Annotated in this window: 12 protein-coding genes and 1 pseudogene; 7 read left to right on the top strand and 6 right to left on the bottom strand. The window is 75.7% G+C overall.

Annotated features, from left to right (window positions below):
- Positions 1-6: 6 nt before the first annotated feature.
- Positions 7-657 carry a biliverdin-producing heme oxygenase gene (locus JE024_RS24880; protein ID WP_205375712.1) on the top strand — a complete coding sequence of 217 codons (651 nt, stop codon included), beginning with the start codon at positions 7-9 and terminating at the stop codon, positions 655-657.
- 423 nt (positions 658-1,080) lie between these two features.
- Here JE024_RS24880 and JE024_RS24875 read toward each other — a convergent pair.
- The 3 genes and pseudogenes from JE024_RS24875 to JE024_RS24865 all read right to left on the bottom strand — a co-directional run.
- Positions 1,081-1,719: pseudogene (locus JE024_RS24875) on the bottom strand (PhzF family phenazine biosynthesis protein); the annotation flags it as partial.
- 202 nt (positions 1,720-1,921) lie between these two features.
- On the bottom strand, positions 1,922-3,496 hold the full coding sequence (locus tag JE024_RS24870; RefSeq protein ID WP_205375710.1) for an HtaA domain-containing protein: 1,575 nt from the start codon (positions 3,494-3,496) through the stop codon (positions 1,922-1,924).
- A gap of 49 nt (positions 3,497-3,545) precedes the next feature.
- Entirely contained in the window at positions 3,546-5,015 is a 1,470-nt protein-coding gene (locus JE024_RS24865) for an HtaA domain-containing protein (protein ID WP_205375709.1), read from the bottom strand.
- Between the two features lie 229 nt (positions 5,016-5,244).
- On the opposite strand from JE024_RS24865, the gene JE024_RS24860 reads away from it, so the two are divergent.
- The 4 genes from JE024_RS24860 (at position 5,245) to JE024_RS24845 (ending at position 9,508) form a co-directional block, all read left to right on the top strand.
- Positions 5,245-6,261, top strand: a complete 1,017-nt coding sequence (locus JE024_RS24860) for a heme/hemin ABC transporter substrate-binding protein (RefSeq protein ID WP_244883062.1) — start codon at positions 5,245-5,247, stop codon at positions 6,259-6,261.
- 107 nt (positions 6,262-6,368) lie between these two features.
- A complete protein-coding gene (locus tag JE024_RS24855) occupies positions 6,369-7,469 on the top strand; it encodes a FecCD family ABC transporter permease (protein WP_205376713.1) in 1,101 nt (366 codons plus the stop codon).
- Positions 7,470-7,533: 64 nt separating this feature from the next.
- Positions 7,534-8,370 (top strand): heme ABC transporter ATP-binding protein, encoded by an 837-nt coding sequence (locus JE024_RS24850; RefSeq protein ID WP_205375708.1) that lies wholly within the window; start codon positions 7,534-7,536, stop codon positions 8,368-8,370.
- Between the two features lie 151 nt (positions 8,371-8,521).
- Complete coding sequence (locus tag JE024_RS24845; protein ID WP_205375707.1) at positions 8,522-9,508, top strand: SCO2278 family lipoprotein; 987 nt, start codon at positions 8,522-8,524, stop codon at positions 9,506-9,508.
- Positions 9,509-9,607: 99 nt separating this feature from the next.
- Here JE024_RS24845 and JE024_RS24840 read toward each other — a convergent pair whose 3' ends face one another.
- From JE024_RS24840 to JE024_RS24830, 3 genes are all read right to left on the bottom strand, one after another.
- A complete protein-coding gene (locus tag JE024_RS24840) occupies positions 9,608-10,384 on the bottom strand; it encodes a bifunctional DNA primase/polymerase (protein WP_205375706.1) in 777 nt (258 codons plus the stop codon).
- A 275-nt stretch (positions 10,385-10,659) separates the two neighbouring features.
- Complete coding sequence (locus JE024_RS24835; RefSeq protein ID WP_205375705.1) at positions 10,660-11,286, bottom strand: TetR/AcrR family transcriptional regulator; 627 nt, start codon at positions 11,284-11,286, stop codon at positions 10,660-10,662.
- Positions 11,287-11,382: 96 nt separating this feature from the next.
- Positions 11,383-12,387 (bottom strand): small ribosomal subunit Rsm22 family protein, encoded by a 1,005-nt coding sequence (locus JE024_RS24830; protein ID WP_205375704.1) that lies wholly within the window; start codon positions 12,385-12,387, stop codon positions 11,383-11,385.
- A 74-nt stretch (positions 12,388-12,461) separates the two neighbouring features.
- Between JE024_RS24830 and JE024_RS24825 the strand changes: the two genes are divergently transcribed.
- Both JE024_RS24825 and JE024_RS24820 read left to right on the top strand, forming a co-directional pair.
- Positions 12,462-12,926 (top strand): GNAT family N-acetyltransferase, encoded by a 465-nt coding sequence (locus JE024_RS24825; protein WP_205375703.1) that lies wholly within the window; start codon positions 12,462-12,464, stop codon positions 12,924-12,926.
- Positions 12,927-13,129: 203 nt separating this feature from the next.
- Complete coding sequence (locus JE024_RS24820) at positions 13,130-14,440, top strand: hypothetical protein (protein ID WP_205375702.1); 1,311 nt, start codon at positions 13,130-13,132, stop codon at positions 14,438-14,440.
- The last annotated feature ends 33 nt before the right edge of the window (positions 14,441-14,473 follow it).

The following is a 14,473-nucleotide window of genomic DNA, read 5'->3' as shown; positions in this document are numbered from 1 at the left end:
TCCGTTTTGGACACGCCCTTCTCCACACAGATCCGTGTCGCCTCGCACGAGCAGCACACCGAGGCGGAGACCTCGCCCTTCATGGGGCACCTCCTCGGCGGGCGGCTCGGCGTGGAGGCGTACGCGCGCTACACCGAACAGCTCTGGTTCGTGTACCGCGCGCTGGAGGACTCGGCGGCGGCGCTGCGCGACGACCCGGTCGCCGGCCCGTTCGTGCGGCCGGAGCTGATGCGGACGGCGGCCCTGGAGCGCGATCTCGCGCACCTGCGCGGCCCGGACTGGCGCGAGGGCCTCACCGCGCTCCCGGCGACCGCCGCGTACGCGGCCCGGGTCACGGAGTGCGCGAGCGGCTGGACCGGCGGCTATGTCGCCCACCACTACACCCGCTACCTCGGGGACCTCTCGGGCGGTCAGATCATCCGCGACCGCGCGGAGAAGACCTGGGGCTTCGACCGCAAGGGCGACGGCGTCCGGTTCTACGTCTTCGAGGAGATCGCCAACCCGGCCGCCTTCAAGCGCCTCTACCGGGAGCTGCTGGACGCCGTCGAGGCGGACGAGCTGGAGCGCCGCCGGATCGTCGACGAGTGCAAGCGCGCCTTCGACTACAACGGGGCGGTCTTCCGCGAACTGGACGCGGAGTTCCCGCTCAGCGCGTGAGCCCGCCGCCGGGAGGTCCCGGCGGGCGGACGGGGCGGGGCGCGGCCGGACTTCCGGCCGCGCCCCGCCCTCGTCGTCGTCCCGTACCCGCGCACCCGCCGAGCTCCGGGGCGGCCCCTGGCCTCAGGACCGGGACACCGGCCCCGGGCGGCATGGAGCCGGCAAGGCCGGCACACCGGGCGGCCCGTGGCCTCGAAGCGGGGACACCGCCCGGCGGTCCCCGGCCTCAGGCCCGGAACACCGGGCGGCCGCCCCGTGGCCTCAGGGGGCCGGGACCGGGGTGGAGGGGAGGGTGACCGCGTGGGGCAGGCGGGAGCGGGTGAGGCGTTCCACGGGCGCTATCCGGGCCGCTCCCCGGCCGCCGTCCGCACGGCCGCCGTCCGCACGCGGGACGCCCTCGCCGGCCGCCCCGGCGGCGGACACCAGGCGGACCCGGCCGCCGATCTCCACGATGCCGTCGGGGCCGGGCGCGGTCAGGATCTGCGACCCCCGGCCCTGGGTGATGTTCAGCGCCCGCCCGAGCAGTTCGGTCAGCAGCAGGGCCGCGGCGCCCGTCGCCTCGTCCTCGACGACACCGCCCTCGCGGCGCGGGAAGCCCCGGGCCCGCACCCGCCCGGCCGCCTCGTCCTCCCACGCCCAGGCGTAGAGCCAGCCCTCGCCGGGCGGCGGCGCCGGCAGGGCGTCGACCTCGGCCGGTGAGGCGTACCGCTCCAGGGTGCGCGGCGGCGCCCACTCGGCGCGGGCGGTGATCCAGGTGAACTCCCCGTCGTTGCGGGCCCACACCTCGCCGGCGGGCGGGTTGACCGCCTCCAGGTCCAGCAGCCAGGCGGCTCCGACGAGCGGGTGGCCCGCGAACGGCAGCCGCGCGCCCGGGGTGTAGATGTCGACGACACCGCGCTCGGGGTCGTCGACGAAGACGGTCTCGCTGTAGCCGAGTTCGTCCGCGAGCGCCTGCCGGGACGCCTGGTCGGGGTACGGGCGCGGGTCGCGTACGACGGCCAGTGCGTTGCCGAAGCCGCCGTCCGGGGCGCAGAAGACCTGGAGCACGTCGAGTTCGTTCACCCCGGCATTGAAGCACTTGCCCCCGGCATCCGTCCGGCGCCGGCGTACTCCGCGCCCGCGGCGGAGGGCCGGGCTCCGGGCGGGGGCACGCACGCGTGCCGCCGCCCCGGGCCGTGGACGGTCCGGGGCGGCGGCGCGGTGGTGCGGGGGAACCCGCAGGTCAGGCGCGGGTGTCACGCGGGGCGGGCACGGGCCCGGCCGGTCAGGCGGTGGCGTCCGTGCCGCGGCGGCGCACGGCCACGACGACGGCCGCGCCCGCGGCGGCTATCGCGCCGGCGCCGGCCAGCAGGGCGCCGGTGGGAGCGCCGGCCCCGGTGTTCGCGAGGGCGCCGGTGCCGCCGCCGACGGTTCCGCCGCCGACCGTGCCGCCGCCTGCGGTTCCGCCGCCGGTCGAGCCGCCCGACCCGCCCGTCGAACCGCCGGTGCCGCCGCCGGTCGAGCCGCCGGTGCCGCCCGGGAGTTCGGCGTCCTTGTCGAGGGAGACGGCGAGGGAGACCGGGTCCATCTCGGCGCCGGCCTGGTAGAAGCCGCCGAAGGCCTTGGCGCCGTCCGCGGTCAGCTCGGCCGGGACGCCGCTCAGGGTGACGACGCCGTCCTTGGCGGCGATGTCGCCCTTCGGCAGGTCGAGGGCGGCCAGCGGCAGGTCCTCGTAGGTGGCGACCTCGTGCGTCTTCTGGTCCTTGGCGGAGACGTCGGCGAGCAGGGTGCCCTTGCCGTTCTTCACCTCCGTGCGCAGGTCGCTCAGCTCGAGGTCGAGGACGTACGCGCCGCCGGCCTCCTGGTGGCCGAGGAAGCGGACCGATCCGTCGAAGCCCGCGTCGAGGCTCTGGCCGTCCTTGTCGAAGGCGCCCCGGGCCTTGGTGAAGCGGTAGATCTCGCCGTTCTTGACGGCGCCGTCCCCGAGTTCGGCCTTGCCCTTGGCGATCGGGCCGGCGACGTAGGCGCGGAAGGACTCCTTCACGCCCCAGTCGAGGTTGCCGTCGACGACCGGGCCGTCCTCGGGCGCCGGTTCGGCCGTCGGCTGGGACGGGGTCGGCTCCGGGTCGGTCGTCGGCTTCGTGGGCGTGGGCTTCGGGTCCGTGGACGGGGTCGGCTCCGGGTCGGTCGTCGGCTCGGACGGGGAGGGGCTGGGCTCCGGCGGCGCCTGCTTCACGGTGAGGGTGGCCGGGTCGAGGGCGGCGCCGGCCGCGTAGAAGCCGGCGAACGCCTCGGAGCCGTCGGCGGTGAGCGTGGCGGGGATGTCCTTGAAGACCATCGCGCCGCCCTCGCCCTGCCCCGGGCGGACGGAGGTGAGGTTCAGGTTCGCGATGACGGCGTCGTCCTTGGTGACGACGGTGCCGTCCATCTTCTTGCTGGTGAAGTCGGCGGTGACGGTGCCCGACTCACGGCCGGTGGCGACCTTGATGTCCCCGATCTGGACGTCGAGTACGCCGCCGTGGCCCTGGAAGCGGACCGTGCCCTTGAAGGCGGTGTCGGAGGCGTGGGTGCCGGTGCCGTAGCTCCCCGCGCCGTCGGTGAAGGTGAAGACGCCGTTGCCGGCGGCCTGGGAGGCGCCGTCGGAGGCGGTGATGCTGCCGTGGGCGATCGGGCCGGCGACGTACTTGCGGAACGACTCCTTGAGGCCCCATTCCAGGGTGCCGTCCACGAGTTCCAGCTTCGGCGCGGCGGCCGGGGCGGCGTCGGCGGCGAGGGCGGGAAGCGCGAATCCGGTGGCGCCGAGGGCGACGGCGGTCGCGATGACGGCGCCGAGGGCGAGGGGGCGGCGGGTTGCGGCCATGGGCGGAGGTCTCCTTGATGGGTTCAACGGGGGTGGAGTGGGGGTGGTTTCAGCTCTCGTCGCCGGCGGCCGGACGGGGGTCCGCGGCCGCGGGGGGAGAAGCCGGGGCGGTCGCGCGGCGCCGCCGGAGGGCGGCCCAGACGACGGCCGCCACGAGGGCGAGCAGGGCGGCGGCGAGGGCCGCGTACGTCCCGGTGGAGGACGACGAGGCGGCCTTCTGTGTGCCGTCCGCCTGCTCGGTGGGGTTCGGGGAGGGCTTCTGGGCCGCGGGGGCGGCGGAAGCCGAGGGGGTGGGCGCGCTGCCGAGGTCGGGCAGGGCGGGCAGTTCCGCCGCGTCGTCGACGGCGACGGCGAGGGAGACCGGGTCCATCTCGGTGCCCGCCCGGTAGAGCGAGCCGAACGCCTTCGACCCGCCCTCGGTGAGGGTGGCCGGCGCCTCGGTCAGCCGCGCGAGGCCGTCCTTCGGCGCGAAGTCCCGGGCCTCGAAGGTGACGAGGGGCACGGCCCGTTCGGTCTTCCCGCCGCCGGTGACGTCGGCGAGGAGGCTGCCCCTGCCCTTCTCGACGCGGACCCGGACGCCGGCCAGGGTCAGGTCGAGGTCCTTGCCGGTGAAGCGGACGCTGCCCGCGAAGGCGGCGTCGAGGGTCTGCTTCCGCGCGTCGTAGGCGCCCTTGCCGCCGGCGAACCGGAACAGCGCGCCGCCGTCCTGCGCCCCGCCGGAGAGGGTCCATTCGCCCTGGGCGATGGAGCCGGTGACGTACTCGCGGAAGGTGCGGCGCACGCCCCAGTCGACGGCCGCGTCGTGGAAGGCCCCTTCGGCCCGCGCGTCCTTGTCGTCCTTCTTCCCGTCCGCGCCGGCCGAGGGGTCCGGCCGGGCGGTCGGCTTCGCGGCGGGGGCGGTGACGTCGACGGAGAGGCTGACCGGGTCGAGCGGGGTGCCGGCCGTGTAGTAGCCGGCGAAGGCGGTCGCGCCCTGCGCGGTCAGCGTGGCGGGCACGCCGGAGAGGGAGACCGGGCTGCCGCCGCCGCGCATGTCGACGCCGGACAGGTCGAGGGAGGCGAAGGCGACCTGCTGATAGGTGGTCACCTTTCCGCTGCCGCGCGCCTTGCTGACCATGTCGACGTGGACGGCGCCCCGGCCGCCGGAGATCCGGACGGTGGGATTGCTGACCCGCAGGTCGAGTTCGTGGCCGCCGCCGGGCTTCTGGTGGCCGAGGAAGTGGACCCCGCCGGTGAATCCGGAGCGCAGGGCACCGGTCGCCGGGTCGTAGGAGCCGGTCGCCGAGTGGAAGCGGAAGAGGCTGCCGCCGACGGTCGCCGCGCCCCCGGTGAGGCGCCAGCTTCCGCCCGCTATGGGCCCGGTGATGTAGCTCTGGAACGACGCCTTGATGCCCCAGTCCAGCCGGCCTCCCTGCACCGTCCGGTTCTCGGCGTGGGCCGCGTGCACGGGAAGCAGGGCACCGAGCAGTGCCGCGAGAAGCGTCACCGCGAAGACACGGGACGGCCTGAAGGAAAGCATGAGGTCACTCCGCACGGGATACGAGAGCACAGAAAACGGGAGGAACAGGCCGAACCGGCCCGGAGCTGGAAAGCAAGGTAAGGCTAACCTAAGCTATCTCCAGCCTGGACCGGAACCCTTCCTTCACGGGAACCCCCGACGATCCGCACACCTCGCGGGCGCCGATCGCACGGGGCCGGCACGGGGACGACGAAGCCATAGCTGACGGACAGACAGGACGGTGCCCTTCGTGCGCACTCCACGCCTGGCAGGTGCACTCATAGCCGTGCTTGCCCTCGCCATCGCCGCCACCGGCTGCGCGAACCAGGAGGCCCCGGACGAGGCCGGCGGGACGCAGCGGCCCGCGCAGGCGGCCGCCGACCGGGTCGAACCGCTGGCCGGCCGGCCGGAGCCCGCGATGCCGGTCACCGTCGACTCCGCGGACGGGCGCCGGGTGACGATCGAGAACGCCGACCGGGTGGTCCCGCTCACCGGCTCCCTCAACGAGATCGTGTTCACCCTCGGTCTGGGCGACCGGGTGGTGGCCCGGGACATCACGGCCACCTTCCAGCAGGCCGAGAAGCTGCCGGTCGTCACCCGGGCCCACGACGTCTCGGCCGAGAGCGTGCTGTCGCTGCGGCCCTCGGTCGTCCTCGCGGAGAGCGGCACCGGCCCGGCCGAGGCCATCGGCCAGATCCGGGACGCGGGCATCCCGCTCGTCGTCGTCGAACCGGCGAAGAGCCTCGCCGACGTCGGCCGGCGCATCGAGCGGGTCGCCGCCGTCCTCGGGGTCGAGGAGCGGGGAGCCGAGCTGAAGCAGCGGACCGAGGAGCGGATCGCGGCCGTCCAGGAGAAGATCCCGGCCCACGGGGGCGAGAAGCCCCGCGTCGCCTTCCTCTACGTCCGGGGCTCGGCGGCCGTCTATCTGATCGGCGGCGCCGAGTCCGGCGCGGTCTCCCTGCTGGAGGCCGCCGGAGCGGTGGACGCGGGCAAGGAGTCCGGGCTGACGAAGGACTTCACGCCCATCACCAGCGAGGCCCTGGTCAAGGCGGCACCGGACGCGATCCTCGTCATGACCAAGGGACTCGAGTCCGTGGACGGGATCGACGGACTGGTGAAGATCCCCGGCGTCGCCCAGACCCCGGCCGGCATGGACCGCCGCGTGGTCTCGGTGGCCGACGGCGTCCTCCTCAACTACGGCCCGCGCACCGACCAGGTGCTCGCCACCATCGTCGAGCAGCTCTACGGATCCGGGGACGCGGCGTGACCACGACACCACCGCACCCGGCGAGCACCGGGAACCCGCCCGACGCACCCGGGGACACCGGCGCCGCTCCCGTCACGGACGCTCGCCCGGCGGAGAAGGCCGCGGAGATGGCCGCAGGGCAGTTCGCGGCGAAGGCCGCGAGGCAGTCCGCGGCGAAGACGGACGGGCGGGCACGGGCGCCGCGCGGGGCCGGCTGGGCGCTGACCGCCGGGCTGGTGGTCGCCCTCGCCCTCGTGTCGCTGGTCTCCGCCGGGGTCGGCGCGTACGAGATCCCGCTCGGCGACATCCTCGCGTCCATCGGCAACCGGATCGGCCTCGGCGGGCACGCGCTCGACCGGGTCGGGGAGAGCGTGCTGTGGAACGTGCGCTTCCCCCGGGTCGTCCTCGCGCTGCTCGTCGGCGCGTCCCTCGGCTGCGCCGGCGCCCTGATGCAGGGCGTGTTCGGCAACCCGCTCGCCGAACCGGGCGTCATCGGCATCTCCTCCGGCGCGGCCGTCGGCGCGGTCGGCGCCATCGCCCTCGGGCTCTCCTTCTTCGGCACCTGGACCGTCACCGCCTGCGCGTTCGTCTCCGGCCTGGCGACCGTCCTCCTCGTCTACGCGCTGTCCCGCTCGGGCGGCCGCACCGAGGTGGTCACCCTGATCCTCACGGGCATCGCCGTCAACGCCTTCGCGGGCGCCCTGATCGGCCTGTCCATCTTCTTCGCGGACAACGCGCAGATCACCGAGATCACCTTCTGGCAGCTCGGCTCGCTCTCCCAGGCGACCTGGCCCAAGGTGCTCGCCGTCCTGCCGTTCGCGCTCCTCGGTCTGCTCGTCGCGCCCTTCTACGCGCGCAAGCTGGACCTCCTCGCACTCGGCGAACGCCCCGCGCGCCACCTGGGCGTGGACGTGGAGCGGCTGCGCATGGTGCTCATTCTGGTGGTGGCGCTGCTCACCGCGGCAGCCGTCGCCGTCGCCGGCATCATCACCTTCGTGGGCCTGCTGGTGCCCCATCTGCTGCGCATGGCGAACGGGCCGGGCCACCGGTTCCTCGTCCCCGGCAGCGCGCTCGGCGGCGCCGTCGTCCTCGCGGCCGGCGACCTCGCGGCACGGACCGCCGCCGCCCCGGCGGAGCTGCCGCTCGGTGTGCTGACGGCCCTGTTCGGCAGCCCGTTCTTCTTCTGGCTCCTGCGCAGGACCCGGCGCAGGCAGGGAGGCTGGGCATGAGCCCCGTCCTCCGCCCGGCACACTCCGCCGCGGTGACCGCGGCCCCGTCCGAGGGAAGGCCCCCATGCTGACACTCCCCTTCTCCCGCCGCCGTGCCCGCGAACTCCCGGGGCCCGCCGAGGCCGGCGGGGCCGCGGCCGAGGCGGACGGCGTACGGCTGTCCCTCGGCGGCCGGCCGGTGCTGCGCGGCGCCTCGCTCGCGGTGCGCGCCGGCGAGGTGCTCGCGCTGGTCGGCCCCAACGGGGCGGGCAAGTCCACCCTGTTGTCGGTCCTGGCGGGCGACGAGCCGGCCGCCGGCGGCACGGTGCGGATCGCGGGCCGGGACGCCCGCGCCTGGTCCGCCGCCGAACTCGCCCTGCGGCGGGCCGTACTGCCGCAGTCCGCGAACCTCTCCTTCCCGTTCGGGGTGGCCGAGGTGGTGCGGATGGGCCGCGCCCCCTGGCACGGCACCCCCGCCGAGGACGAGGACGACGCCGCCGTCGCCGCGGCCATGGCGGCGACCGAGGTGACGGAGTTCGCCGGGCGGACCTTCTCCGCGCTGTCCGGCGGCGAACGGGCCCGGGTGGCGCTGGCCCGGGTGCTGGCCCAGCGGGTGCGGCTGCTGCTGCTCGACGAGCCGACCGCCGCGCTCGACCTGCGCCATCAGGAACTGGTGCTGCGCATCTGCCGGGAGCGGGCGGACGCCGGGGACGCCGTCGTCGTCGTGCTGCACGACCTCTCCCTGGCGGCGGCCTGCGCCGACCGGATCGCGGTGCTCCACGACGGCCGGGTCGCCGCCGACGGGCCGCCCGCCGAGGTGCTCGGCCCCGAACTGCTGGACCGCGTCTACCGGCAGCCCGTCGAGGTGCTGCCGCACCCGCGCACCGGAGTCCCGCTGGTCCTGCCGCTGCGCTCCCCGTGAGCGCGGCGGCGCCCCGGCCGCACCCGTGAACGGGCCACCGGCGCCCGGCAGGTCACGGTGTGGACGCTGTGGCCGGTCCCGGCACCCGGCCCGCCCCGGGCACCGGTAGGGTTCCAACGGTCAGTGCGGGGCGAGGAGCAGAAGGCAACCGATGAGAAGGCTTGGTCGGGCGGCGGCGGGGCTCGCGGCGACAGTGGTGCTGTCCCTGACGGCGAGCGCGTGCGTGACCGTGCACGGGGAGCGGGAGGTCGTCCCGACGGCGACCGAGGCGGAGGCCGCGAAGGCGCTCGAGGAGTTCACGGCGGCGTACAACGAGGCCGACAAGGCGTACGATCCGGCCCTCGACGCCGACCACGTGACCGGCGCCCTCGGGGCCGTCAACCAGGCCGGGCTGAAGGCGCGGGGGACCAACTACCCCGACGGCAACCCGCAGCACGTGCCGCTGGAGCTGACGGACGCCCGGTTCGTCATCCCCAAGAAGGCGGGCTGGCCCCGCTGGTTCCTCGCCGACACCGACTCCAACCGCGACCGGGACAACAGCGGCCAGCTCGACAACCGCTGGCTGCTGGTGTTCGTCCGCACCGGGGTCGAGGACACCTGGAAGGCCGCCTACCTGACGATCCTGGCCCCGGACCGGATCCCCGCGTTCAAGCGGGACGCGGACGGCTGGGCCGAGGCCGTCGCCCCGGACGACGCGAAGCTCGCCGTCGCCCCGCGCGACCTGAGCAAGGACTACGCCTCCTACCTCCAGGACGGCAGCCCGGAGCACTTCAAGGCGGGCCCCCACACCACGGGCTGGCGCCAGACCCGGGCGAAGAACACCTCGCTGCCCGGGCTGTCCACCCAGTACATCGACCACGCGCTGGACTCGGGCACCTTCGCGCCGCTCGGACTCGTCCAGCAGGACGGCGGGGCGCTGGTCTTCTTCGCGGTGAAGAACTTCGAACGCCAGACCGCCGCGCCGGGCGTGCAGCTCAAGGTCGTCCCGGACGTGAAGGCGCTGCTCACGGGCGAGGTGAAGACGACGCTCACCAAGGAGCGGGTCTCCAGCCAGCTCGTGTCCGTCCCGGCAGGCGGCGGCGGGCAGTCCGACATACTCGGCAGGATGGCCGGGCTCACCTCGGCCAAGGGCTCCTAGGCCGTACCCGGGCCGCGGTGTCCGGGCAGTCGCGTCCGGGCCGCCGGAGCCGGGCTGCCGGAGCCGGGGCCCGGGTGGACCGCGCCCGGCCGGGCCGGCTCAGCGGCCCAGCGGCCAGGCGGGCTCGTGGTGGTCGGTGTGCTCCCGCTCATCCGCGTACCGGGCGCAGGCGTCGGTCAGCGTCTCCAGCAGGGTCAGCGGGTCGGGCAGCGGATGCTCCACCCCGCGCAGCCAGGCGACGTGCCGGTCGCCGTCACCCGGCAGCCGGGCGGGCGGGACGAGGACGTAGCTGCCCCGGCAGTGCCAGCGCAGCCCGGGGTGCTCGTCCATGGTCTCGGGGTGGCAGTCCAGCTCGCACGGCCACCACTCGTCCTCGTCCTCCGGGGTGCCGCGGGTCGCGGTGAAGAACAGCATCCGCGCCTGCTCGCCGGTGGCGTCGTACTCGGCGACCGGGCCGACGTCCACACCCTTCTCCAGCAGGCGGTCGAGAGCACTGCGACCGGCCTCCAGCGGAACGTCCAGGACGTCGTGGATCATGCCGGTCGCGGTGATGAAGTTGGCCTCGGGCTGGTTGCGGGCCCAGCGCTCGATCTGGGAGCGGTCGGTGGTCGACTGCGTCTGCCAGGCGAACGACACCGGATGCGTCGCGGGTGTCGGACAGCCGATGCGCTCACAGGAACAGCGGAATCCGACCGGGTGGGCGGCGGGGGCCAGCGGCAGCCCGACGGCGGCGGCGGCCAGGAGCAGATCCTCGCGCCGCGAGTCCTCCGCCTGCGTGTCCGCGGTCCCCGTCCGGCGGCGCAGCCACTGGGCCAGCCTGCTCTCCCGGGAAGTCCTGCCGTCCGTGCCGCGGAAGCGGCCGATACCGTCGCCCATCTATCCCCTCACACCTCGTGCTCGCCCGTGCCGGACACTGCCATCGTCCCACCATCCTGCGCTGCCGGTGGACACAGTCCCCAACCGGGGCCCCCGGCCTTCTGTTCCCGGCGCGCGGGGGCGCACGGTGGCAGCCCCTCGGCGCAGGGGGGCGCGCCCCGCCCGGGGCGGGCTCCGCACGGCCTCCGCGCGGGTCGGGCACGGGGCTCAGGGACGGAAGGCGGGGGTGGGCGCGGGCTGAGGCGCGGGTCGGGCACGGGGCTCAGGGACGAGGCTCAGGGGCGGGGGGCGAGGCCGTCGACCGCGTAGTCGACGACGGTGTCCGCGTAGGCGTGGGTGAGCGGCAGGGTGCGCAGCAGCCAGCGGTGGGTGAGCGGTCCGACGAAGAGCTCCAGGGCGATCCGCGCGTCCAGCCCGGTCCTGACCTGCCCGGCGGCCTCGGCGGCGCGCAGCCGGTCGACGTAGAGCTGGAGCTGCGGTTCGAGGAGCTTCTCGACGAACTGCGCGCCGAGCTCGGCGTCGAGCACGCCCTCGGCGGCCAGCGCGCGGGCCGGGGCGTCGTACGCGGGGCTGTTCATCTCGTCGACGGTGGCGCGCAGCACCCGGCGCAGATCGGTCCGGAGGTCGCCGGTGTCCGGGATCGCGTACTCGGCAGCGCCGTCCGCCCCGGCCTCGGCGGCGGCCTGCTCGGCGAGGTCGAGGAAGGCCTCCATCAGGACGGCCGCCTTCGAGGGCCACCAGCGGTAGATGGTCTGCTTGCCCACCCCCGCGCGGGAGGCGATGCCCTCGATGGTCGTGCGGCCGTAGCCGGCCTCGCCGACGAGGGCGAGCGCGGCGTCGTAGATCGCGCGGCGGGAGCGTTCGCTGCGCCGGGAGGAGTCGGGTGCCTTGGCCTCGGTCATGGCGGCCAATCTAGCAAGCGGGGAGACGAGACGTCTCGGTCAGTCCGGGGCGCGGGGGCCGAAGGTGTCAGCCCGGGGCGCGGGGGCCCGGCGCCGTCAGTCGGCGTCCTCGGCGGGAGGCGGCCAGGCGTCGCCCCAGGCGGTGTCGCGGGCGGCCCGGTAGAGCGCGCCGTGCCGCTTGGTCACCGTCTCCCGGCCGAGACCGCCGGTCTCGGCGCACAGGTCGAGGAGCACCATGCCCTTGCGGGTCTGGGGCTTGCGGGTGACCCGGGCGGCGACGGGCGCGACCGGGAAGCGGACGGCGGCGACGTAGCTGAACTTCTCGTCCTCGTAGGCCAGCGAGCCCTGCTTGATCTGCCGGTGCAGGGAGGAGCGGGAGACCCGGGCGGAGAAGTGGCACCAGTCGGAGCCCGGCTCGATGGGGCAGGCGCCGCTGTGGGGGCAGGGGGCGGCGACGGTGAGCCCGGCGCCGACGAGGGCGTCGCGGGCCGCGATGATCCGCTCGTACCCGTCGGGGGTGCCGGGCTCGACGACCACGACGGCCTGCGCGGCCCGGGCGGCCTCGGCGACCAGGGCGGAGCGGTCGGCGGGGGTGAGCTCCTTGAGCACGTAGGACACCGTCACGAGATCGGTGCTCTCGATCCGGAGCGCCGATCCGATCCGCGCGCGGCGCCAGTCGGCGGCGCCCAGCGACGGGACCTTGGAGGCGAGCGCCAGTTCACGCCCGAGCGCCAGCGCCGGTTCGGCCCAGTCCAGCACCGTGGTCGCCGGGGGCGCGCCGAAGGCGTCGGCCACCGCCCAGCTCGCCGCGCCCGTGCCGCCGCCGACGTCGGTGTGGGTGGCGGGCGAGAAGTCGGGGGCGGCGGCACGGAGTGCGGCCAGCGCGGAGCGGACCGCCTCGAAGGTCGCGGGCATCCGGTAGGCGGCGTAGGCGACGACGTCGGACCGGTCGCGCAGCACGGGGGCGTCGGTCGGGGTGGTGCCCCGGTAGCTCGCGATCAGCCGCTCGACGGCCTGTGCGGCCCGCGTGGGCGGCAGCCCGTCCAGCAGCCCGGCAAGGGTGCCGCGCAGGGTCTCGGCGATGGGGGCGGAGGCGTTCACCGGAGAAGTCTAGGGCCTGCCGACCCGCCCCTACGCATGGCCCGGACCCCGCCCGGGACGCTACCGTGTAACACATGAATGACTCTCACGACCCTTACGACCTGATCGAGGGCGTGCCCTCCGTCGAGGTGTTCCGGCGGCTGCGCACCGATGCCGGGCTCTCGGACAAGGCCCCCGAGGCCGTCGCCCCCGCCCTGCGGAACACCTGGTACGGCGTGGTCCTGCGGCACCGCGGCGAACCCATCGGCATGGGACGGGTCATCGGCGACGGCGGCACCGCCTTCCAGATCGTCGACATCTGCGTGCATCCCGCGCACCAGGGACGCGGCCTCGGCCGCCGCGTCATGGCCGCGCTCACCGCGGAACTCGACCGCCGCGCGCCCGCCACCGCCTACGTCTCGCTGATCGCGGACGGCCCCGCGCGCTTCCTCTACGAGAAGTTCGGCTTCGCCGAGGTCACCGCGCACGACTCGATCGGCATGTACCGGGTGATGAGCGGGCGCCCCGCCGCGGCCACCGCCCCCGCGACGGCGAGCTGACCCACCGCCGGCACGGGCGGCACCGGCGCACCGGCGGCGGCGCTCCGGACTCCGGCCCTGCTCCCCACCCCCGCCCCCAACTCCCGCCGCCCCACTGCCCGCTCCCGCTCCCCGCGTTCAACCGCCCCCGCCGCCGGGCCTGTTGCTACGCTGACGGCCCTCGCCGCACACGCACCGTGAGGCAGCACGGCTCTGGGGGGACCATGAGACAGCGCGTGGTGCGCCTCGCCCTGGTGGGCGGGGTGGCCGTGCTCGCCCTGCTGCTCCTGCTGTCCATGTGCGGCGGAGGCGGGACGGCCGACGACGGCGAGGGCGGGCGCGAGCCCACCGCCTCCCCGGCGGCCCCGCCGTCCGCGTCGGGCACCCCGGCCCCCGTCAACGCCCCGGCCGCCTACGACACCTCGCGCGGCTGGGAGGCGAAGGACGTCGTCGGCGACTGGGCCGTCGCCGGCGGGCTCGGCACCGTCGCCCATCTGGAGGCCGCCGGGACGGACCGCTACCGGCTGCGCACCCTGGACGCGGAGACCGGCAGGCGCGGCTGGGCGGGGCCCGCCGTGCGGCCGGCGGCGGCGGCACCGGGGCGGCCCCGGCTGCTGGACGTCACCCGGGACGGCGTGGAGTACTTCGCCGTCTGGTCGTTCGGGAAGTCCGGCGGCCCGGACGCGGGCTCCGGCACGGCCGTCGTCGTCGACCTGTACGCGGCGTCCGACGGAGCCCGGCAGCGGGTCGAGGTCCCCTGGCCGTCCGCGCCGTCCGTCTCCGGCACCGGCCCCGGCGTGCTGATCACCGACGGCGGCACCCGCAGCGCGGTGGTCGACCCGCTGACCGGCGCGGTCTCCACCGTCGCGCCGAAGGACCTGCGCCCGCCCCGGGGGTGCGCGGGATGCCGCCGGCTCACCGAGGTCCGCGCGGTCACCGACAAGGGTCTGCTGGTGAGCGGCTCCCCCGGCTTCTGGGTGCGCGGCGGCTGGTCGAGCGCCTCCGTCGCCCCGCGCGGCGCCGACGCGGCCTCCGGGGTGCCGGTCTCGGTGACCGACGGCTACGTCCTGGCCCGCTGGCGGCCCGCCCGCGGGGACCGGCAGGCCGCCACCCATGACATCTGGGCGGTGCACGACACGTCGTCGGGCAAGGCGCTGGTGGCGGTGCGCTGCCACAAGCCGGAGATCGAACCGGGGACGTTCCCCGAGGCCGTGCGCTCGCCGGCGGGCGGCCATCTCGTCGCGGGCAGCATGGCGTTCGACCTGGGCCTCGGCAAGGGGCACTGCTTCGAGGCGGAGGACGGCACCCCGGCGCTCACCCTGACCACCGTGACCGACGAGGGCGTCGCGTACGGCTCCTCGGGCACGGTGCCCGGGACGGGGCTGCCGCTGGCGGTGGACCTGGCGCTCGCCGAGCCCGAGGCGCTGCCGGCCAATGTGCGGGTGCCGGACGCCGAGGTCGCGGACACCGGCCTCTTCCTCTGGACGGACCCGCAGGACCGGCGGCACCTGCTGGGCCACCCCCGCCGCGACTGACCCGCGCCGGGCCGGCCGGGAAGCCCTGCCCGA

Source organism: Streptomyces zhihengii (assembly GCF_016919245.1).
Classification (GTDB): domain Bacteria; phylum Actinomycetota; class Actinomycetes; order Streptomycetales; family Streptomycetaceae; genus Streptomyces; species Streptomyces zhihengii.
The sequence above is the reverse complement of the archived record's forward strand: the minus strand, read 5'-3'. Positions and strand labels throughout refer to the sequence as shown.